This is a genomic window from Pseudomonas sp. P42, from assembly GCF_017973755.1.
Classification (GTDB): domain Bacteria; phylum Pseudomonadota; class Gammaproteobacteria; order Pseudomonadales; family Pseudomonadaceae; genus Aquipseudomonas; species Aquipseudomonas iridis.
In genome coordinates this window covers 744,565-765,010 of record NZ_JACOPU010000002.1, presented here as the reverse complement: position 1 = coordinate 765,010, position 20,446 = coordinate 744,565, and the positions used below count along the sequence as shown (strand labels likewise).

The following is a 20,446-nucleotide window of genomic DNA, read 5'->3' as shown; positions in this document are numbered from 1 at the left end:
CATCGCGACATTGATTTAGCCGAGGTGCCCATGCTCATCCCTTACGACGCTCTTGAAGTCGACACCCTCACCCGCCTGATCGAAGATTTCGTCACCCGCGACGGTACCGACAACGGCGACGACACTCCGCTGGAAACCCGTGTTCTGCGTGTGCGTCAGGCGCTGACCAAGGGCCAGGCATTGATTGTTTTTGATCCCGACAGCGAGCAGTGCCAGTTGATGCTCAAGCATGACGTGCCCAAGCATCTGTTTGACTGAAACCTCAACGGGCCTTTTCCAGGGCCTGTTTGCGCTGGATCCGCTCGTAGACTTCCGCGCGATGCACATTGACCTTCTTGGGTGCCTCGACGCCAAAGCGCACACTTGCACCGTTCACTGACAGAACGCGCACGGTGATGTCGTCACCAATTGAAATCAACTCACCAACGACACGGCTGAGTACAAGCATGAGATTCGTCCTTCAGGATTAGCGAGCAATGAAGATGCGCGGCTTACGGCGCCGGTTCAATGCATCGCGGGCAAATCAGTAATGCCCTACAACCCTTCAGCGCGCCGCCCTTCAGACGTTTCCCGCAAATTGTTAAACAGCCCTCATCTCAAGCAGCAGAAAAGCGCGGCCCGAACAGAATCACACTGGCACCGATCACGCACAGTGCCACGCCGATCCAGTCCGACCCCAATGGCCGAACCCGCTCGACCACGGCCAGCCAACCAATGGACGCCACGATGTAGATCCCGCCGTAAGCGGCATAGGCACGCCCGGCGTAGGCCGCGTCAACGCGCGTCAACAACAGCGCAAACAACGTCAGGCTGAGCAGCGCCGGGATTACCCACAGCGCACTTTTGCCCTGACGCAGCCACATGAAGAAGGCGAAACAACCGGCGATTTCAAATAATGCCGCGAGGAAGAACCACAAGTAATTGAGCATTATCGCGTCTCGACAGGGTGACCATTGCGGCCACCCTAACGACGGAAAGTGCTACGGACAAGATCAACCGTTGTTTTGTTTGGCCTTGGTGCGCATTTTATCGGCCATGGAGGTCATCTCGTTGTAGAGCAGTTGCGGATTCTTCTGTTTGATGGCCCATGCCATGCGCCCTTGTTCGTGGGGCAAGATCATGAATTCGCCGGCGGCTACTTGCTGATAGATGTACTCGGCAATGTCCGCTGCGCTGATCGGCGAACTTTCCAGCAACTTGCCGACCTGCGCTTTCATCGCCGGGGTCGGGCCACGGAACGAGTCGAGCAAGTTGGTCTGGAAGAACGACGGGCAGACCACATGCACGCCGACTTCCTGTTGCGCCAGTTCGATCAACAGGCTTTCCGACAATGCCACCACCCCCGCCTTGGCGACGTTGTAGTTGCTCATGGCCGGGCCTTGCATCAGCGCCGCCATGGAGGCGATGTTGATGATCTTGCCTTTGCTTTGCTCAAGCAACGGCAGGAACGCCTTGCAGCCCTTGACCACGCCCATCAGGTTGATCGCTATCTGCCAGTCCCAGTCTTCCAGCGACAGTTCGCTGAAGAACCCGCCGGAAGCGACACCAGCGTTGTTGACGATGATATCGATACCGCCAAGTTTCTCCTCGCAAGCCTGGGCGAACGCGGTGAGCTGGCTGTAATCACGCACATCGCAGCGCTGGATAAAACCGTCGCCGCCAACCTCACGGACCCGTTTCAAGGTTTCCTGCAGACCGGGTTCGCTGACGTCGGACAAGGCCAGTTGCCAGCCTTCACGCGCCCAGCGCAGCGCGATTTCGCGACCCAGGCCTGAGCCCGCGCCAGTGATCATCATGCGATTTTGCATAGCAGACAGCCTTGTTGTTCCGGGAAAGATTCGCCGAGTGTAGCGAAGGAACGGTGTCCACCCACGCTCTATCAGATTGCTGAATGGTGAGGGCAAACCGTGGCGTAAAGATCAAAAGATCAGCACCTTTAAAAGGAAATAAGCAAGCAATCCAAATACCTTAAAAAAACATTGAATTTTCTTTCATTCATACGAGTCGGAATTTGTAAGCCGTCTGGAATTAGTTATTCTCCAGCCGCCCTGAAACACCAAGACTTCTCGAACGCTATCAACAAGGAAATCACCATGGGCACAATTCTTATCATTATCCTGATCCTGTTGCTGATCGGTGGTCTGCCGGTCTTCCCGCACTCCAGAAGTTGGGGTTATGGTCCATCGGGCATTATCGGCGTTGTGTTGGTCGTGCTGCTGGTGCTGCTGTTACTCGGTCGGATATAACGATCCAGGCATAAAAAAAGAGGCCCTTTTCAGGGCCTCTTTTTTATTGTGCGGATCTTTGCAGCTGGATCAGTCCGGCTTGCCGTGGATTACACCGGCAGTGTTGTCCATCAGGCTCTTGGTCGCTGTTTGCAGGAACGCTTCGAGCTTGAGCTTCAACTCGGCAGTGCGCGGTGCATTCGGCACTACTTGGGCACCTGGATTGGCGCCCAACTGATAATTCCAGATCTTCGGCCCCATATCCTTGTCTCTCGGCAGCACGAGGATCTGATCAGCGGTAACGATCGCAGTAGTCTGCTCGCTGCCCGAAGGCTTGATCACACCGAAACCGGTATCGCCTTCCGGCAGATCGAGCAAGTCCCGACCCCAGCATTGATGACGCACTTCGCCACCGAGACGCCCCATGATGGTCGGCACAATGTCGATCTGCGTACCCACGGTGTGGTCGAGCGTACCAAACTTCTCCTGGATGCCTGGTGCGATCATCAGCATCGGCACGTTGAAGCGACCCAGATCCATTTCGGTGATCTGGCGCTCGTTGCCGAAACCATGGTCACCGACGATGACGAACAGGGTTTCCTTGAAGTACGGCTCTTTGCGCGCCTTCTCCATGAACTGGCCTAGCGCCCAGTCGGAGTAACGCATGGCGGTCAAGTGCTCGTTCAGCGAGCCCCGATCGGTCACGCGCTCAACCGGTAATGGCGTCGGCAAGGCGTAAGGCGTGTGGTTGGACAGGGTTTGCAGCAGCGCGTAGAACGGCTTGCCGTTTTCCCGCGCCTTGAGCTCCTGCAGGCCACGGTCGAACATGTCCTGATCGGACACGCCCCACGTCGGATCGGAGAACACCGGGTTGACGAAGTCGTTACGGCCAACGAAGTTGGTCATGCCTTGGTTGCTGAAGAAGCCCGACTGGTTGTCCCAGGCAAAGTCGCCGTTGTAGACGTAGACATCGTCGTAGTCACGGGCACTGAGCAACTGCGGCAGGCCAGACAGCTTATGGCTGCCTTCCGGGGTCTGCATCAGGTATTCGAAACCCGGCAGGTTCGGGAAGCAGGCCATGGTCGCGAACATGCCCTGGTGGGTGTGCGTGCCGTTGGAGAAGAAGCGATCAAACAGCAGACCTTCCTTCGACAGCTTGTCCAGATACGGCGTGATGTTACCCGGTGCACCCAATGCGCCGACCGAGTGACCGGCCATGCTTTCCATCAGGATCACGACAACGTTTTTGATCGGTAGTGTCTTGTCGGCAGGCGGCGTGTAGTCACGGCGCACGGCAGCGATGTCGGCATCGACCAGTTTGTCTTGTGGCATCACCAGCATGTCGCGGACGATTTGCTGCGCTTGTTCTTGCGGCAGCGTGGCTTTCCAGATGTTGTCGCGGTCCTCGCCCATGCGTGACTTGGCGGCAGCGATCAACGACAGCGTGCCGTTAAGGCCGAGCTGGTTGGCGAAGTTGGAGTCGGTGGTGTACACGTCACCCCAGCGCATTGGCGGGCCTTGACGCAGGGTGCCGCGTGCAGCGACCACGCAGATCAGCAAGCAAACCACGAACACCGCAAGACGGGTGTACCACGGCGCCACCTGACGAGAGCTGACAGTGCCGCCGCTGAAAGGCCCGCGCGGACGCGTGGCACGGTCGGCGCCCTTGAACGCCAGCGTCAGAATCACCGTGCCGATGACCCACGCCAACAGATAGCGCACCACCGGGAAACCGTACCAGAGCATGCTCATCACGGTTTTCGGGTCTTCCTTCACGTACTGGAACACCAGACCGTTGAGGCGCTGGTGGAACTCACGGTAGAAGTCCATTTCCATCAGACCGAGGAACAGCGCGATGCTCGACGCAATGGTCAGCCACAGGCGGAAGAAGCCCCGCGCAGCCATGGCACGGGCACTGAACAGCGCCAGCACCAGCGGAATGCTCAGGTAAACCACCAGGCGCAGGTCGAAACGCAAGCCGTTGGCGAACGCTTCGAGGAACGTCGCAGCCGGGGTGTCGAGGATCATCTCGCGGTTGTAGACCAGCAGCGCGAGGCGCAGCACGGAAAACATCACCATCATGACCAGCGCACAGAGCAGCGTGTAGGCCAGATGCGATTTGACGGTCGGTTGCAGCAGGCGACTGGAAGATCGCTGCTGATTCAGGGCGTCCGGGTTTGCCATGTCGTTTTAGGACCCATTGGAAGTTGAAGTTGCAAAAAATACAGCGGCGCCATGCCCTCTATTGGTCATTCCAGACCCCGGGGCGTGCGCAGTGCGCAAATGTTGCATGATCACCGGCACCATTGCCATTGATTACTGCCCTGTCACCAGACACATTCATTTGAAGTAATGACCACGGGACAGCATGGAAACAGCGCGGGCGGATTGTCTTGAACGCGTTGTGAAAATTTCGTTCAACGCATATCTGGAAACACAATATAAACCGCAAAACAAAACGCCCCGAATCGATCGGGGCGCTTCATTAAGACGGGAATTACTTCTCGGCGCGCTCTTTAAGAGCTTTAAGGGTGTTGAAAGGAGCATCAACGACGAACTTGTTGGCAACCATCGCCGGGACACTGCCGCCTGGCTCGGTGTGCACTTGATAGGTCACTTCAACCTGATCGCCTTTGGGCACGAACTTCCAGAAACCCTTGACCTGGGCCACGCGGACAAACCCTTTTTCTTCCGGAATGTACGTCGGCACACCTTCAAGAGTGCGAGTCAGACTGCCATCGGCGCCTTCGACGGTGGTGACATGGGTTGCCGAATCACGCGGAGTCACGGGCCACGGCGTATTGAACTGGGTATAAGTCCAACTCTGATCACCTTCGTGCTTGAGCAGTTTCTGGGTTTTGCATTCGTAAATCCATGCACAAGCGCCCGTCACATCGTCCTGAAGCGCGCGCAACTTGGCGACAGTAGTCTTCATCAAGGCTACGCCCTGATAGGACTTGTAGTCCGAACCCGGGATTTCGCTCAGGGAAACCTTGATGCCGTCCTCGTTCTTGGCGACTTTCCAGTCTTCAGCCTGCGCCAGCGACGTGGCCAGTACGGCGGTCAAACCACACAACACAGCAATACGATGCAGCGAACCCATAGTCTTTTTCCTTATTGTTGAAGTTCCGTTCGTTTGACACATCAGGCCGCCGTCATTTGCTCCCACCAGCCGATCAACTTGATCGCCTCTTCCTGGCTATCGCCACAGACTTCGACATCGGCGGCAAAGCCCGAACAGACAGCTGGGCGCTCCGGGCGGCCGAAAATGCTGCACAGGTTTTCGACCGAGAGTTGCACGCAACGTTCGCCGGCAGGTTTGCCATCAGGCATGCCGGGAATCGCCGAGCTGATGGAGGGGGCAATGCAGCAGGCGCCACAGCCTTCACGGCATTTCATGACGAACAAATCCTCGCGAGGGGCGATGTGTGAAAGGGACGCGGACAGGGTAACCGGTAAAACGGCTGTTTAAAATTCCCTGCGCCGGGGTTTTTACGGATAAGTGAATGTGACTGACCAGTCTCCGACAAAGCGTCTGGTTCAGGGCTCACAGATGCATTGGATTCACTGCTTGAATTCAAAATCCAGGGCTGCGCCGTCTACTTCACGACGCTCGTCATTGCGCAGTTGCAACTGCATTTCGTTGCTGAGTAAACGGCCATTGAGCTGGAACCCGCTGTTCTTCTCGCCAAACATTTGCGGCAGGATCGGTTCGCGCTTGGGCAGATTGACTGTGCCGATTGGTTTCAACTCTTCAACCATGTCCTTGGGCAAGCTCAAGTCGAGTCTGGCTGACGGCAGTTTGGTTTTCGCCACTTCGCTGGCAGATTTCGACTTGGAAGCCACTGGTGGACGCTTCTTTACCGGCGCAGCTTTCTTCTTCTGCACATTAGCCGGCGTATTTGTTTGGCTCGCCAGCGCTTTCTTCTGGGTCGCCGCCGCGGCCGGTTTTTCCTGGACCGCAGCCGCCATGACACCCGGCGAATGACTGATCATCAGCAAGCAAAGGACAATCCCGGCGGCAGAAAAAATCGCTTTCATGAACCCAACGACACTAACGGCAGAGGGCCATATGCTCGCTTGTTGAGCGTCACAAGACAAGTCTGTCCGTACCTTCGTTCAGAAACCGACCGCCGTTTCCTGACACAGTTGGGTTGCCAACATTCCAAGGGTCATCAACGCCCGCTCCGCCTCGCGGTTCCACGGAATGCCGCAGTTCAGGCGGATACAGTGATTGAATTGCTCTGTATTACTGAAGATCAGGCCGGGCGCGATACTGATGCCCTGCTGCAACGCGCGCACGTGCAATTCCTGAGTATTGACCCGCCCCGGCAGACTCACCCAGAGGATAAAACCGCCCGTGGGCCGGGTCATTTGCGTGCCTTCGGGGAAGTGCTGCTGCACCGCCAACTGGAAGGCGCTGAGGTTTTTCCGGTATTCCTGACGGATGTACCGTAAATGCCGGTCATAGCCGCCGTTTTCAAGATAGGCGGCAATCGCCATTTGCGTCACGCTGCACGCCGAATGGGTGCTGAAGGTCTGCAAGCGCTGGATTTCCTGCTGGTACTTACCGGCAATCATCCAGCCGATTCGCACACCGGGCGACAGGGTCTTGGAGAAGCTCGAACAATAGATCACTCGGTCAAGTCGGTCATACGCCTTGAGGGCCTTGGTGCGGCCCTGTTCAAACATCAACTCGCCATAGATGTCGTCTTCGACGATCTGGATATCGAAATCCGACGCCAGGCGCAGCAGTTGTTTCTGCCGCTCTTCAGGCATGGTGCCGCCCAGAGGATTGCTCAGGCGCGTGGTCAACACCAACGCCTTGATCGACCACTGGTTGGCGGCCAGCTGCAGCGCTTCGAGGCTCATGCCGGTGGCGGGATCGCTGGGGATCTCAATGACTTTCAGGCCCAGCAGGTCGGCCAGTTGCAGCAGCCCGTAATAGGTCGGCGACTCGGCGGCGATCAGATCGCCCGGCCGGGTCAGCACGCGCAGCGACATCTGCAACGCATCGACACAACCGTGGGTGATCACCACTTCAGACGGGTCGACCACCACGCCCGCGTCGCGCATGCGGATCGCCACTTGCCGGCGCAGTGGTTCGAAGCCGGGGCTGAACATGTAGCTGAACGCTCGCGGGCTGTGGAAGCGAGTGACTTTGGCCAGTTGCTGGTGCAGCGCCCGCACCGGCAAATAGTCCACGCTCGGCACTGCGGCGCCCAACGGAAAAACGCCTTCGCGGCGCGACTCGACCAGAACCTGCTGAATGATGCTGCTGCGCGTGACCAGTCCTGGCCGCTCGACCCGGGCGATATCCGGCGTCGGTGCCGTCAGCGCGGGCGTCTGGTGCACGTAATAACCAGACTGCGGTCTGGCGCGAATCAGGCCTTGGTCTTCGAGATTGGCGTAAGCCTGCAAAACCGTAGCATGGCTGACGTTGAGCTGCGAACTCATCTTGCGTACCGAAGGCACGCGCTCCCCCGGTTGATAGACACCACGACGGATGTCCTCGGCCAGTTGCTGAGCAATACGTTGGTAGAGCAAGAGATTGGTCATGACGCAGCACTCGATTTCACGGGCATTTTATTCTTGTGTGAAACAATACCGGAACAGTTTAGAAGTGTACTGGGACAGTTGTCACCATAGACGACCATACAGTGCGTTGTCTGCCACAACTGTACTGATTTGCGCGCTATTGGACAGGCGTAAAAAAGCCCGGCACTGCATGACAGTCCGGGCTTTCCAGAGACGCAACCCTCAACGGGCGGCGCCGAGCTGGCCTTTTTCGTCGGAGAACACAATTTCCACACGACGGTTCTGTGCTCGCCCACGCTCGGAAGCGTTGGCGTCCACCGGGTATTCGTCACCGTAACCTTCGACCTGAATACGTTTGTCGTCGATGCCCAGGTCCATCAGCACATCGGCCACCGACTGCGCGCGGTCGCGGGACAGTTTGAGGTTTTCCTGTTTGCCGCCGGTGCTGTCGGTGTAGCCCTCGATACGCACTACGCGCTTCGGATTCAACTGCAGGAACTGCACAATCTTCAGAACAACGCGGTTGGCCGAGTTTTTCAGCTCCGCTTCACCGGTGTCGAACAACACGTCACCCAAGGTCATCACCAGACCACGATCAGTCTGCGTGGTGGCCAGCGCAACAATCTGCTCTTCGAGCCACTTGCCCTGCTGCTGCACGCTCAGCAGTTTTGATTCACGCAGGGCCAGTTGCAGGCGCTGACGATCCAGTTCGAGCTTGGCTGCACGTTCTTCGTTGAGCACTTGATTGGTGTGCTCGCGGGCAATCGCGCTATAACGCTGGCTCAGGTAGGCGTAGTGCACCACGTCCGAACCGCTGCCCCAGTAAGTGGACAGGCGATCGGCACGGGCCAGGGACTCGCCGGCGCGGATCACGTCTTTCGGCGCAATGCGCAGCACGTTGGAATCTTCCTTGACCTTCTGGAAGTCGGCGCCGGCCTCTTGCAAAGCGGATTCACTGTGCTGACCGGCGCAGCCGAACAGGCTCGCGCAACCGACGAGAATCAGAGCACCGAGGACCTTGGATTTGAGGCTCATTGGGCATCTCCCAGTTGCTTGCGCAGACGGACGATGCGGGTGTTAAGCACATTCAACTGTTCTTCGCTTTTCTGGGTCAGCACTTTGGCTTCTGCCAGACGTGCGTCGAGTTCAGCCTGTTCGGAACGCATGCGCGCGTTCCGAAAGGATTCGTCTGCCATGTTGGCTTTGGCCCGGTTGTACTTGGTTTCGGCCAGTTTCATTTCCGGCACGTCATCGCCAGTGGCACCGACGGCCTTGGCCTGGGCAATGGCCTGCTCGGTCAAACGCATTTGTTCAATGGGTGCCGGATCGGTCGCGCAACCGGCCATGGCCAGAACGGCCACAGCCGCGAAAAGAGGTCGAATACTCACTAAGAATCCCTACTGTTTTGGGGCACTGACAGAATGTTGCGGCTGTTGCTGCTGCGCCTTCCAGCGCTCGATATTGCGTTGCAGCGCGGCTTCCGTCAGTCCGGACGCGGGCAATTCTGTCATCTTTTTGGCCAGCTGTCCGCGCAACCACGGATCGTTGCACGCCGAGTTGTGGGAAACCGCGAGGAACAGACCGGGTCTGTCGATCGGTTGTTCAAACGCCAGCAGGTCATCGGCCATGCCCAACGCCTGCGAGGCGGCCATGCCCGAGTAGCGTCCGGCGAGTACATATTCCACTTCACCCAGCAGAAGTTTCTGAAAGGCCTGGGTGAGGTTTGCTGTCCGGGTCAGGGTCAATTGCTGAGCGGCGAAAGTGCCGAATGCCTGGGTCATTCGAGACTTTTCCGACACGCCACCGGTATGACCGTGCAGGTCGCTGGCTTCGCCGTAGGTCAGCGTAGAGCCTTTGCGCGTCCACACCAGATAGTCGTTTTCCAGCAGCGGCGGATGGATGTAGTCGAGGTTCTCCAGCTCATTGAGCGTCAGCGACGCATCGGCCAGCATGTCCATGCGCCCACTGCGCACCTCATCGAGGGCCTGCGAGCGCTTGCCGGCGTAGAGCAACTCGACTTTGATGCCCAAGTCTTTGGCCACTTGCTGCAACAGGTCTGCGCTGGCACCGATCAACTGCTTGGGGTTTTGCGGATCCTGCCACAGATACGGCGGAGCATCCGGGCTGCCGGTGACGATGAGGCGCTCGCACTTGCCCGCGGCCGAGGCCGAGGCCAATCCTGGCAACAGCGCCAATCCCAACAACAATCCGCAGCGCAGATCCATAGCCAAACGCTCCCACTCAAACCCGAGACAAAAAAAAGCCCGACCAAAAGGTCGGGCTCTTTATAAGTGAAGCCGCTGGATTAGACCAGCTTCTCCAGCTCAGGGATTGCTTCAAACAGATCTGCTACCAGACCGTAATCAGCTACCTGGAAGATCGGCGCTTCTTCGTCCTTGTTGATCGCAACGATCACTTTGGAGTCTTTCATACCGGCCAGATGCTGGATCGCGCCGGAGATACCGACGGCGATGTACAGCTGTGGCGCAACGATTTTGCCGGTCTGACCGACCTGCATGTCGTTCGGTACGAAACCTGCGTCGACGGCGGCGCGCGAAGCACCTACAGCAGCGCCCAGCTTGTCGGCCAGGGCGTACAGGTGCTTGAAGTTGTCGCCGTTCTGCATGCCGCGGCCGCCGGAAACGACGATCTTGGCAGCGGTCAACTCAGGACGATCAGACTTCGCCAGCTCTTCGCCGACGAAGCTCGAAGTACCGGCGTCGTGTGCAGCGCCAACAGCTTCAACAGCAGCCGAACCACCTTCAGCAGCAACCGGATCGAAACCGGTGGCGCGCACGGTGATGACTTTGATCGCAGCCGTCGATTGCACGGTAGCGATGGCGTTACCGGCGTAGATCGGACGCTTGAAGGTGTCAGCGCTTTCTACCGAGATGATCTCGGAGATCTGGTCAACGTCCAGCTGCGCAGCAACGCGTGGCAGGATGTTTTTGCCGTTGGAGGTGGCGGCAGCCAGGATGTGGCTGTAGCCAGCGCCCAGTTCTGCGACCAGCGGAGCAACGTTTTCCGGCAGCTGATGCGCGTAAGCCGCGTTGTCAGCGTTCAGGACTTTGCTCACACCTGCGATTTTCGCAGCGGCTTCAGCCACGGCGCCAGCGCCTTGACCAGCAACCAGAACGTGGATGTCGCCGCCGATTTTGGCAGCAGCAGCCACGGTGTTCAGTGTGGCCGGAGCCAGCACTTTGTTGTCGTGTTCGGCGATTACCAAGATAGTCATGATTAGATTACCTTCGCTTCGTTTTTCAGTTTCTCGACCAGTTCAGCCACCGACTTGACCTTGATGCCTGCGCTGCGTGCAGCCGGCGCTTCGACTTTCAGGGTCTTGTTGGTGGAGGCGGTGGAAACGCCCAAAGCGTCCGGAGTCAGCACTTCGAGAGGCTTCTTCTTGGCTTTCATGATGTTTGGCAGGGACGCGTAGCGCGGCTCGTTCAAACGCAGGTCGGTGGTGACGATCGCCGGCAGTTTCAGCGAAACAGTCTGCGCGCCGCCGTCGATTTCGCGAGTCACGGCAACGCTGTCACCGGAGACTTCGACTTTCGAGGCGAACGTGCCCTGACCATAACCGCTCAGTGCAGCAAGCATCTGGCCGGTCTGGTTGTTGTCGCTGTCGATGGCTTGTTTGCCAAGGATCACCAGCTGAGGCTGTTCCTTGTCGACCACAGCCTTGAGCAGTTTGGCCACGGCGAGCGAGGTCAGATCTTCAGCGGATTCGACGAGGATGGCACGGTCGGCACCCAGAGCCAGTGCGGTACGCAGCTGCTCCTGAGCGGTGGTCGGGCCGATGGAGACGACGACGATTTCAGTCGCAACACCTTTCTCTTTCAGGCGTACGGCTTCTTCCACTGCGATTTCGCAGAACGGGTTCATCGACATCTTGACGTTGGCGAGGTCTACGCCGGAATTGTCCGCCTTGACGCGAACCTTGACGTTGTAATCCACAACGCGTTTGACAGCTACAAGAACCTTCATGGATTCCTCGTTACTCTCCGGTGAAAAGAAAGTCGCCTAGGCGAACCTGGCGGTTGATGCTCATCGGGCTACAAGGGCACCTCTAAAAACGCCGGCCTGTATACGCGGTGATTCCACGCTGCGAAGTGCTGTGACCGTTCGTCAGTGGTGACCGACGAGTCATGCCTCTTCACGGTGTGTAAACTGCGCGCCGCACCTGCGCTGCGCATCACCTTGTACTGCCTACGCCCTGTCTTTAGAGGTGCTCTTGAAACCGCCAGTCTGCCTACGGCGAGCGCAAAACCGCCCGTATCTTGACCGGAACGCCTATTCCGGTCAATACAGCAAAATGACCATTCATAAGCCGCGCTTCTTTGATTTATCTGGGCTGGAGCCGATTCAAACAAACGTTTGTATTGGACGCTAGGAGTGGTGTAGATATAATGCGCCCCCTAGAGAGAAAGGTGGCTTCTCCTTTATCCCCTTGACGTTAACGTAAAGGCGTAGCGGAAGCGACATCAAACCTCCATATTAGAAAAAAAACTGTTGAGCCTTGAGTAGGAGATAGCCTGTGGAACGCGAATACATGGAATTCGACGTGGTCATCGTCGGTGCCGGCCCCGCTGGCCTGTCCGCCGCCTGCCGCTTGAAGCAGAAGGCCGCCGAAGCCGGTAAGGAAATCAGCGTCTGCGTGGTCGAAAAAGGCTCCGAAGTCGGCGCACACATCCTTTCCGGTGCCGTGTTCGAACCACGCGCTCTGAACGAACTGTTCCCGGACTGGAAAGAACTCGGCGCCCCGCTGAACACGCCGGTTACCCGCGATGACATCTTCGTGCTGAAAAACGCCGAAAGCGCGCAGAAAATTCCAGACTTCTTTGTGCCCAAGACCATGCACAACGAAGGCAATTACATTATCTCCTTGGGCAACCTGTGCCGCTGGCTCGCCCAGCAGGCCGAGAACCTGGGCGTAGAAATCTACCCGGGCTTCGCTGCTCAGGAAGCGCTGATCGACGAACAAGGCGTGGTTCGCGGGATCATCACCGGCGACCTCGGTGTCGATCGCGAAGGCAATCCGAAAGAAGGCCTGTATACCCCGGGCATGGAGCTGCGTGGCAAGTACACGCTGTTCGCCGAAGGTTGCCGTGGCCACATCGGCAAGCAACTGATCAAGCGTTTCAACCTCGACAGCGATGCCGACGCCCAGCATTACGGCATCGGTCTGAAAGAAATCTGGGAAATCGATCCGGCCAAACACCAGCCAGGCCTGGTGGTTCACACCGCCGGTTGGCCACTGGAGATCATGGGCACCGAGAACACCGGCGGCTCGTTCCTCTATCACCTGGAAAACAATCAGGTAGTGGTCGGCCTGATCGTTGATCTGTCGTACAGCAACACCTACCTGTCGCCGTTCGACGAGTTCCAGCGCCTGAAACATCACCCGGTGCTGGCTCAGTATCTGGAAGGCGGCAAGCGCATCAGCTACGGCGCCCGCGCAATCTGCAAAGGTGGCCTGAACTCGCTGCCGAAGATGGTTTTCAAGGGCGGCGCGCTGATCGGTTGCGATCTCGGCACCCTGAACTTCGCCAAGATCAAAGGCAGCCACACCGCGATGAAATCCGGCATGCTCGCCGCTGAATCGGTGGCTGACGCGCTGTTCGCTGAAAAGGACGGCACTGAAGAGCTGACCACTTACGTCGACGCCTTCAAGAAGAGCTGGCTCTACGACGAACTGTTCGCCAGCCGTAACTTCGGCCCGGCGATCCACAAGTTCGGCGCGATCCTCGGCGGTGGTTTCAACTGGCTGGATCAGAACATCTTCGCCGGCAAACTGCCGTTCACCCTGCATGACAACAAGCCGGATTACGCCTGCCTCAAGCTCGCGGCAGACTGCAAGAAGATCGACTACCCGAAACCCGACGGCAAACTCAGCTTCGACAAACTCAGCTCGGTGTTCATCTCCGGTACCAACCATGAAGAAGAACAGCCTTGCCACTTGAAGCTGACCGACCCGAGCATTCCGATCAGCAAAAACCTGCCGCTGTACGATGAGCCGGCGCAGCGCTACTGCCCGGCCGGCGTGTACGAGGTGATCACCAAGGAAGACGGCGAGAAACGCTTCCAGATCAACGCCCAGAACTGCGTGCACTGCAAGACCTGTGACATCAAGGACCCTTCGCAGAACATCACCTGGGTGACGCCGGAAGGCGCTGGCGGCCCGACTTACCCGAACATGTAAGCCGAACCGCTGAACAACAAGGCTCCCGAAACGGGGGCCTTTTTGTTGCCCGCCATTCAATGCATCACATCAAACCCTGTGGGAGCTGGCTTGCCAGCGATGGGGCCGTGTCAGACAACATCCTGGCAGCCTGAACCACCGCAATCGCTGGCAAGCCAGCTCCCACAGGGATTGTGTAGATCCTCAAGCAGCGCGTTCATCGCCTGGGCTGCGCTCAAAGTAGCGCTTATATTCACGACTGAACTGCGAAGTACTCTGATACCCCACCCGATGCGCTACCTGCGCCACACCCAATCCCTCAGCCACCAGTAATGTCTGCGCCTTGAGCAGCCGCAAGCGTTTCAAATACTGGACCGGTGACAACAACGTGCTGCGCTTGAAATGCTCATGAAAGGTCGACACGCTCATGTTCGCGCAACTGGCCAATGTTTCGACATTCAACGGTTCGGTGTAATGCGCGTGCAAATGACTGATCGACGCCGCCACCCGGGCGAACTGCCCCTGCTGCTCAACCAGCGCGCGCAACACATCGGCCTGCGGTCCGCGCAACGCGACGAACAGCAATTCGCGAATGCGCGCCGGCCCCAGAATCTGACACTCCAGCGGATCGTGCAGACAACGGAGCAACCGTTCGACACAGCCGCGCATGTCATCGTCGAGCACCACCGACGTCATCGACTCCGGCGTCTGCGCCGGAATATGCCGCCCCGGCGCTAGCCCCATCGCCAGCACCAGCTCGCCGAGCAAAACCCGGTCGATCGCCACCGACACACCCAGCAGCGGCGCATCCGGCAAGGCAAAGGTTTCACACTCGAAAGGCACCGGCAGCGCCTGAATCAGATAATGCCCGGCGCCATATTCCATGGTGCGCGGCCCGAGAAACGCCAGTTTGCTGCCTTGGGCGATGATCATCAGGCTCGGTTCGTAGATGTGCGGGCCACGGGCAACATCGCAACTGGCGCGCAGCACCTGCACACCCGGCAGCCCGGTCGGGGAATAACCGTCGCGCAGTGCCAGCGGTTCAATCAGCGAAACCAGCGTGGCGTTGGCATCAAGGTGACGAGTTAATTGCATCGAGGTTCTTCAGAAAAAAGTAACGGAAAAAGGCATGAAAGCATCATCGCAGATCCTTTTGCCAATGCGACCGAACAAACCCGTATGCCGGAGGATTAGGCATGAGACCCGGAGGAATCGCCATGGCCGGACAGTCGCGCGGCGCCCAAAATGCGCCGCCTCACTTGTCACTGCTTTTGCGAGGTTTCACATGTATACCGCTATCGGCTATGCCGCCCAATCGGCCACCACCCCCCTCGCCCCGATGAAATTCGAACGCCGCAGCCCTCGCGCCGATGACGTCGCCATCGAAATTCTCTACTGCGGCGTCTGCCACTCCGACATCCACCAGGCACGCAACGAATGGGGCATCGCTGTTTACCCGTTGATGCCCGGCCACGAGATCGTCGGAAAAGTCACCGCCATCGGTGCGAATGTCACCCAACACAAAGTAGGCGATCTGGTCGGCGTCGGCTGCATGGTCGACTCCTGCCGCAGTTGCGAAGCCTGCCAGTCGAACCTCGAGCAGTATTGCCTCGAAGGCCCGACCATGACGTACGCCACCCCGGACCGGGTCGACGGCAGCAATACCATGGGCGGCTACTCCGACAGCATCGTCGTCAGCGAGCACTTCGTCGTGCGCATCCCGGAAAACTGGCCTTGGCCAGCGCTGCGCCAATTCTCTGCGCCGGCATCACCACTTATTCGCCGCTCAAGCATTACGGCGTCAAGGCTGGCGACAAGGTCGGGATTCTCGGCATGGGTGGTCTGGGCCACATGGGCATCAAGTTCGCCAAGGCGATGGGCGCCGAAGTCACCCTGTTCACCCGTTCGGCGAGCAAGGCTGAAGAAGGTCGTCGTCAGGGCGCCGATCATGTGATCGTGTCCACCGACGCCGAGCAGATGAAGGTTGCCGCGGGTTACTTCGACTTCCTGCTGGACACCATTCCGGTGCAGCACGACCTCAACCCGTACCTCGATACCCTGCGCTTTGACGGCGTGCACATTCTGGTCGGCCTTATCGAGCCGGTTGATCCACCGGTGCACGCCGGCAAACTGGTGATGAGCCGCCGCGTACTCGCCGGCTCGTTGATCGGTGGCATTGCCGAAACCCAGGAAGTGCTGGATTTCTGCGCCGAGCACAACATCACCTGCGACATCGAAATGCTCGACATCCGCCAGATCAACGAGGCTTACGCCCGCATGATCGCCGGCGACGTGAAGTACCGTTTCGTGATCGACATGGCAACGCTCAAGGTTTAATCACACCTTTAAACCCAGCTCCGCCGATAGCCGGGCTGTGACCCCTTTGATCAGGGGAATCAGCTCGGCCATTTTCTCCAGCGGCATATAGGGCACGGTGCTGGCGATGCTGATTGCCGCCACAATGCCTTTGCTCGCATCACGAATCGGCGCCGCCACACAGCGGATCGACGGTTCGTTGTCTTCCAGATCGAACGCGTAGCCACCGGCCACGTAATCGGTCATGCGTTGTTCAAGCTGTTCCCACGACTGCTGGGGATGCTGCGGCCAGAACTGACTTTTCCCACCCGCCGGCAGGCTGATGTCGTACAGACGCTGCCAATCCTGCGGCGAATCATCGAGCATCAACGCCTTGCCGATCCCGGTGCGTGCCAGCGGCATACGATGGCCTACCCGCGAACGCATTTCCGGTCCGTTGCGCCCCGGGTTCTTCAGCAGATACAGCACTTCATCGCCTTCACGAATCCCCAGGTGAACGGTGTCCCCGGTCAGTGCCGACAACTCATCCAGATAAGGTCCGGCCAGGCTCACCAGCGGCAACTCTTCACGTGCCTGAAAGCCCAGCTCGATCAGCTTCGGTCCCAGCAGATAACCGACTTGCGGCACCACGCGCAGGTAGCGCTCATCCACCAGACAACTGGCCAGACGATGGGTGGTGCTGCGCGTGGTGCCGATCAGCCGGGCAATCTCCTTGAGATCACGCGCGCCACTGGCCACGGCCTGCACCACACCCAGCCCGCGAAGCAGCGTCTGGGTGCCGGTGGGGGCGGCGTCCTTGATTTTTTCCGGGGCGTCTTCCTGCATATCCAGCCTTTACCGTTGAGCGAGGGAACGGGCGGCATTATGGTCGCCCGACGCTAAGCACTACAACTCGATACGTTCAACCTTGCCCACCAGCAGCACGTAGGACAATGCACCGATCAACGCCAGAACCGCGATGTAGGTGATCGCCGGGGCGAACGAATCCCCGCTGGCGAGGAAACCGATCACGATCGGCGTTGCAATCGCCGACAGGTTGCCGATGAAGTTGAACACTCCACCGGTCAGGCCGAGCAGGCGTGCCGGCGCCAGTGTCGACACCAGCGACCAGGTGATCGAGGCCAGTCCATTGCCAAAAAACGCCAGCGCCAGGAAAGCAATCACCAGCGGCGTCGACTCGACGAAGTTGGCGCCGATGATCGAAGTGGAAATCAGCAGCCCGCCAATGATCGGCAACTTGCGCGCAAAACCAATGGTGTAACCGCGACGAATCAAGAAGTCGGAAAAGAACCCCGAGCACAACACGCCTACGAACGCGGCGAGAAACGGCAACGAGGCCAGCAAGCCAGACTTGATGAAGTCCATGCCGCGATATTTCACCAGGTAAGTCGGGAACCACGTCAGGAAAAACCACAGTGTCGAGTTCAGGCAGAACTGGCCGAGGTAGATGCCCCACAACTTGCGTTTAGTGAGAACAATGCCGAGATCGGTCCAGCTGAATTTGGCTTTGACCTTGGCGCTGTCGGCCTGGATATCCACCAGCCCGCCGCCCTCGCGGATCAGCTCGATTTCTGCATCGTTGGCACCTTTGAAATCCCGTGGCTCGCGATACACCGCGTACCAGATTGCCGCCCAGATAATGCCCACCGCACCTGTCGCGACAAACACCATGTGCCAGCCGAATTCGTGTTGCAGCCACGCGAGAACCGGCGTGAGAAAGGCCAGACCCACGAACTGCCCGGACGTGTAAAAACCAATCGCCGTGGCGCGTTCACGCTCGGGAAACCACGTTGTCACCACGCGACTGTTGATCGGATAGGCCGGGGCTTCCAGCGCGCCGACTGCCATGCGCAGGACGAACAGCGCGATGAAACTGGCGGCGAAACCAAGCATCACGGTGGCGATCGACCACAACAGCAACGCGACGCTATAAAGAATGCGTGGCGGCACGCGATCCACCAGCCAGCCACCGGGGATTTGCATCGCAGCGTAGGTCCAGCCGAATGCAGAGAATATCAGGCCAACGTGAATCGGATCGATGCCCAGTTCGCTGGTCAGGGCCGGGGCGGCAATCGACAGGTTGCTGCGGTCGAGGTAGTTGATGACCACGGTGATAAACAGCAACACCATGATGAAAAAACGCTTTCGGCTAGGCGCGACTAAAGACGCCTGCCCGGTGAGGGTTTGCGGTTGCATGAGAGATGCCTCTTCTTATGTTTATTTGAGGACAGTCTTAAGACTTGCACGGAACCCTGTGGGAGCTGGCTTGCCAGCGATTGCGGTGTGTCTGTCACATCAGTGTTGGACGTGCCGCCGTCATCGCTGGCAAGCCAGCTCCCACAGGGATTAGTGGTGTGTCAGGCTGGACTCACCACTCGGCAAAACTGCCATCGGCATGGCGCCAGATCGGGTTGCGCCAGCGGTGACCGACGGCCGCGCGTTCGATCACATATTCCTCGTTGATCTCGATACCCAACCCCGGCCCGTTCGGAATCTTCACAAAGCCTTTGTCGTAATCGAACACCTGCGGATCTTTTACATAGTCGAGCAAATCGTTGCTCTCGTTGTAATGAATGCCCAGGCTTTGCTCCTGGATAAACGCGTTGTAGCAAACCGCATCCAGTTGCAGACACGCCGCCAGCGCAATCGGCCCCAGCGGGCAATGCAACGCCAGCGCCACGTCATAGGCTTCGGCCATGTTGGCGATCTTGCGGGTTTCGGTAATGCCGCCAGCGTGGGAGGCATCCGGCTGGATGATGTCGACGTAGCCTTCGCTCAGCACACGTTTAAAGTCCCAACGCGAGAACAGACGCTCGCCCAGTGCAATTGGCGTGCTGGTCAGCGGTGCCAGTTCTTTCAGCGCTTCGTAGTTCTCGCTGAGCACCGGCTCTTCGATGAACATCAGTTTGTAGGGGTCGAGTTCCTTCATCAGCACCTTGGCCATCGGCTTGTGCACCCGACCATGGAAGTCGACACCGATGCCGACGTTCGGCCCGACCGCATCACGCACGGCGGCGACGTTGGCCAGGGCGAGATCGACTTTTTCGAAGGTATCGAGAAACTGCAGCTCTTCCGTGCCGTTCATTTTTACCGCGGTGAATCCACGGCTCACGGCCTCTTTCGCTGCACGCGCGGTGTCAGCCGGACGGTCGCCGCCGATCCACGAATACACGCGAATCTTGTCGCGCACCTGACCACCGAGCAAATCGCTGACCGACACACCAAGGGCCTTGCCCTTGATGTCCCACAGCGCCTGATCGATACCGGCCAGCGCACTCATGTGGATCGCGCCGCCACGGTAGAAGCCGCCGCGATACAACACCGTCCAGATGTCCTCGATGTTGCGTGGGTCTTTGCCGATCAGGTAGTCGGACAATTCCTCAACAGCCGCCGCCACCGTGTGTGCACGACCTTCAACCACAGGCTCGCCCCAACCGGTCACGCCCTCGTCAGTTTCGATCTTGAGGAAGCACCAGCGCGGCGGAACGATGAAGGTGGTGAGTTTGGTGATTTTCATCTTGTTGTCTCTCTTATAGATGTAGCGCTCGCAGCGCCAAAAAGTCTTAGCGAAGGGCTTTCCAGGCAGCCACATAGGCCTTGGCATTCGCCGCTACTTGCTCAACGCTCATCCCCGGTTTGAATAGCCCCGAGCCGAGACCGAAACCCTTGACGCCAGCGTCGATGAACACCTGCATGTTGTCCGGGGTGATGCCACCGACCGGCGCCAGAATCGTCCCGGCCGGCAATACCGCCAGCCAGGCTTTGACGACCGCCGGGCCCATCTGCTCGGCCGGGAACAGCTTGAGAATGTCCGCGCCCTGCTCCAGCGCCGCGAAGGCTTCGGTCGGCGTGGCAACGCCCGGCGACAGGTACAGGCCCGCCGCTTTTGCCGCACGCAAGACCTTGGCATCGCTGTGGGGCATGACGATGACCTGGCCGCCGGCCTCCTTCACCAATTCGACCTGTTCCGGGGTCAACACCGTACCGGCACCGATCAGGCAATCGGGTGGCAAGGCCTTACGCAGGATGGCGATACTTTCGTACGGCGAAGGGGAATTGAGCGGTACTTCGATGACGCGAAATCCGGCCGCATACAGGACTTCTCCCACAGCAGCAGCTTCCTGCGGATGCAGGCCACGCAGAATCGCGATCAGACCGTTTTGCGCCAATGCTTGCTTGAGCATGT

Annotated in this window: 21 protein-coding genes and 1 pseudogene; 4 read left to right on the top strand and 18 right to left on the bottom strand. The window is 58.5% G+C overall.

The features are described from left to right. Positions 1 to 30 precede the first annotated feature (30 nt). A complete protein-coding gene (locus tag H8B20_RS08480; RefSeq protein WP_003236706.1) occupies positions 31 to 258 on the top strand; it encodes a YheU family protein in 228 nt (75 codons plus the stop codon). 4 nt (positions 259 to 262) lie between these two features. On the opposite strand, the gene csrA is transcribed toward H8B20_RS08480, so the two are convergent. From csrA to H8B20_RS08465, 3 genes are all read right to left on the bottom strand, one after another. Further along, complete coding sequence (csrA, locus tag H8B20_RS08475; protein WP_047302530.1) at positions 263 to 448, bottom strand: carbon storage regulator CsrA; 186 nt, start codon at positions 446 to 448, stop codon at positions 263 to 265. Positions 449 to 596: 148 nt separating this feature from the next. Continuing rightward, the gene (locus H8B20_RS08470; RefSeq protein ID WP_210622831.1) at positions 597 to 929 is read right to left on the bottom strand and encodes a YnfA family protein; all 333 of its coding nucleotides are present in this window, start codon (positions 927 to 929) and stop codon (positions 597 to 599) included. 63 nt (positions 930 to 992) lie between these two features. Next, entirely contained in the window at positions 993 to 1,808 is an 816-nt protein-coding gene (locus H8B20_RS08465; RefSeq protein WP_210622830.1) for an SDR family oxidoreductase, read from the bottom strand. A gap of 279 nt (positions 1,809 to 2,087) precedes the next feature. Here H8B20_RS08465 and H8B20_RS08460 point away from each other — a divergent pair, with 279 nt between their 5' ends. After that, the gene (locus H8B20_RS08460) at positions 2,088 to 2,246 is read left to right on the top strand and encodes a DUF3309 family protein (RefSeq protein ID WP_181818456.1); all 159 of its coding nucleotides are present in this window, start codon (positions 2,088 to 2,090) and stop codon (positions 2,244 to 2,246) included. 69 nt (positions 2,247 to 2,315) lie between these two features. Here the strand turns inward: H8B20_RS08460 and H8B20_RS08455 are convergent, their stop codons facing one another. From H8B20_RS08455 to H8B20_RS08410, 10 genes are all read right to left on the bottom strand, one after another. After that, positions 2,316 to 4,409: an LTA synthase family protein gene (locus tag H8B20_RS08455; RefSeq protein WP_210622829.1), complete on the bottom strand. Its 2,094-nt coding sequence runs from the start codon at positions 4,407 to 4,409 to the stop codon at positions 2,316 to 2,318. A 313-nt stretch (positions 4,410 to 4,722) separates the two neighbouring features. After that, positions 4,723 to 5,328: an START domain-containing protein gene (locus H8B20_RS08450; RefSeq protein ID WP_042560392.1), complete on the bottom strand. Its 606-nt coding sequence runs from the start codon at positions 5,326 to 5,328 to the stop codon at positions 4,723 to 4,725. A 41-nt stretch (positions 5,329 to 5,369) separates the two neighbouring features. Next, positions 5,370 to 5,624 (bottom strand): YkgJ family cysteine cluster protein, encoded by a 255-nt coding sequence (locus tag H8B20_RS08445; RefSeq protein ID WP_042560393.1) that lies wholly within the window; start codon positions 5,622 to 5,624, stop codon positions 5,370 to 5,372. 165 nt (positions 5,625 to 5,789) lie between these two features. Further along, on the bottom strand, positions 5,790 to 6,266 hold the full coding sequence (locus H8B20_RS08440; protein ID WP_042560394.1) for a hypothetical protein: 477 nt from the start codon (positions 6,264 to 6,266) through the stop codon (positions 5,790 to 5,792). Positions 6,267 to 6,344: 78 nt separating this feature from the next. Continuing rightward, complete coding sequence (locus H8B20_RS08435; RefSeq protein WP_042560395.1) at positions 6,345 to 7,784, bottom strand: aminotransferase-like domain-containing protein; 1,440 nt, start codon at positions 7,782 to 7,784, stop codon at positions 6,345 to 6,347. A gap of 201 nt (positions 7,785 to 7,985) precedes the next feature. After that, complete coding sequence (locus H8B20_RS08430; protein ID WP_210622828.1) at positions 7,986 to 8,798, bottom strand: OmpA family protein; 813 nt, start codon at positions 8,796 to 8,798, stop codon at positions 7,986 to 7,988. After that, positions 8,795 to 9,151 carry a DUF4398 domain-containing protein gene (locus H8B20_RS08425; RefSeq protein ID WP_210622827.1) on the bottom strand — a complete coding sequence of 119 codons (357 nt, stop codon included), beginning with the start codon at positions 9,149 to 9,151 and terminating at the stop codon, positions 8,795 to 8,797. Before H8B20_RS08425 ends, H8B20_RS08430 begins: the two co-directional genes overlap by 4 nt. A gap of 9 nt (positions 9,152 to 9,160) precedes the next feature. Beyond that, a complete protein-coding gene (locus tag H8B20_RS08420; RefSeq protein WP_210622826.1) occupies positions 9,161 to 9,988 on the bottom strand; it encodes a substrate-binding periplasmic protein in 828 nt (275 codons plus the stop codon). 80 nt (positions 9,989 to 10,068) lie between these two features. Then, positions 10,069 to 10,998 (bottom strand): electron transfer flavoprotein subunit alpha/FixB family protein, encoded by a 930-nt coding sequence (locus H8B20_RS08415; RefSeq protein WP_042560399.1) that lies wholly within the window; start codon positions 10,996 to 10,998, stop codon positions 10,069 to 10,071. Between the two features lie 2 nt (positions 10,999 to 11,000). Continuing rightward, the gene (locus H8B20_RS08410; protein ID WP_007908338.1) at positions 11,001 to 11,750 is read right to left on the bottom strand and encodes an electron transfer flavoprotein subunit beta/FixA family protein; all 750 of its coding nucleotides are present in this window, start codon (positions 11,748 to 11,750) and stop codon (positions 11,001 to 11,003) included. A 550-nt stretch (positions 11,751 to 12,300) separates the two neighbouring features. Between H8B20_RS08410 and H8B20_RS08405 the strand changes: the two genes are divergently transcribed. Further along, the gene (locus H8B20_RS08405; protein WP_042560400.1) at positions 12,301 to 13,965 is read left to right on the top strand and encodes an electron transfer flavoprotein-ubiquinone oxidoreductase; all 1,665 of its coding nucleotides are present in this window, start codon (positions 12,301 to 12,303) and stop codon (positions 13,963 to 13,965) included. A 183-nt stretch (positions 13,966 to 14,148) separates the two neighbouring features. Here H8B20_RS08405 and H8B20_RS08400 read toward each other — a convergent pair whose 3' ends face one another. After that, positions 14,149 to 15,039, bottom strand: coding sequence for an AraC family transcriptional regulator (locus tag H8B20_RS08400; RefSeq protein ID WP_042560401.1), 891 nt, complete (start codon positions 15,037 to 15,039; stop codon positions 14,149 to 14,151). A 190-nt stretch (positions 15,040 to 15,229) separates the two neighbouring features. On the opposite strand from H8B20_RS08400, the pseudogene H8B20_RS08395 reads away from it, so the two are divergent. Further along, positions 15,230 to 16,281: pseudogene (locus H8B20_RS08395) on the top strand (NAD(P)-dependent alcohol dehydrogenase). On the opposite strand, the gene H8B20_RS08390 reads toward H8B20_RS08395, so the two are convergent. The 4 genes from H8B20_RS08390 to H8B20_RS08375 form a co-directional block, all read right to left on the bottom strand. Next, on the bottom strand, positions 16,282 to 17,085 hold the full coding sequence (locus H8B20_RS08390; RefSeq protein WP_042560403.1) for an IclR family transcriptional regulator: 804 nt from the start codon (positions 17,083 to 17,085) through the stop codon (positions 16,282 to 16,284). It abuts the pseudogene before it with no gap. Positions 17,086 to 17,145: 60 nt separating this feature from the next. Then, positions 17,146 to 18,456 (bottom strand): MFS transporter, encoded by a 1,311-nt coding sequence (locus H8B20_RS08385; RefSeq protein ID WP_042560404.1) that lies wholly within the window; start codon positions 18,454 to 18,456, stop codon positions 17,146 to 17,148. Positions 18,457 to 18,628: 172 nt separating this feature from the next. Continuing rightward, a complete protein-coding gene (gene dgoD / locus H8B20_RS08380) occupies positions 18,629 to 19,777 on the bottom strand; it encodes a galactonate dehydratase (RefSeq protein ID WP_042560405.1) in 1,149 nt (382 codons plus the stop codon). Between the two features lie 46 nt (positions 19,778 to 19,823). Then, positions 19,824 to 20,444, bottom strand: coding sequence for a 2-dehydro-3-deoxy-6-phosphogalactonate aldolase (locus H8B20_RS08375; RefSeq protein ID WP_210622825.1), 621 nt, complete (start codon positions 20,442 to 20,444; stop codon positions 19,824 to 19,826). Between the last annotated feature and the right edge of the window lie 2 nt (positions 20,445 to 20,446).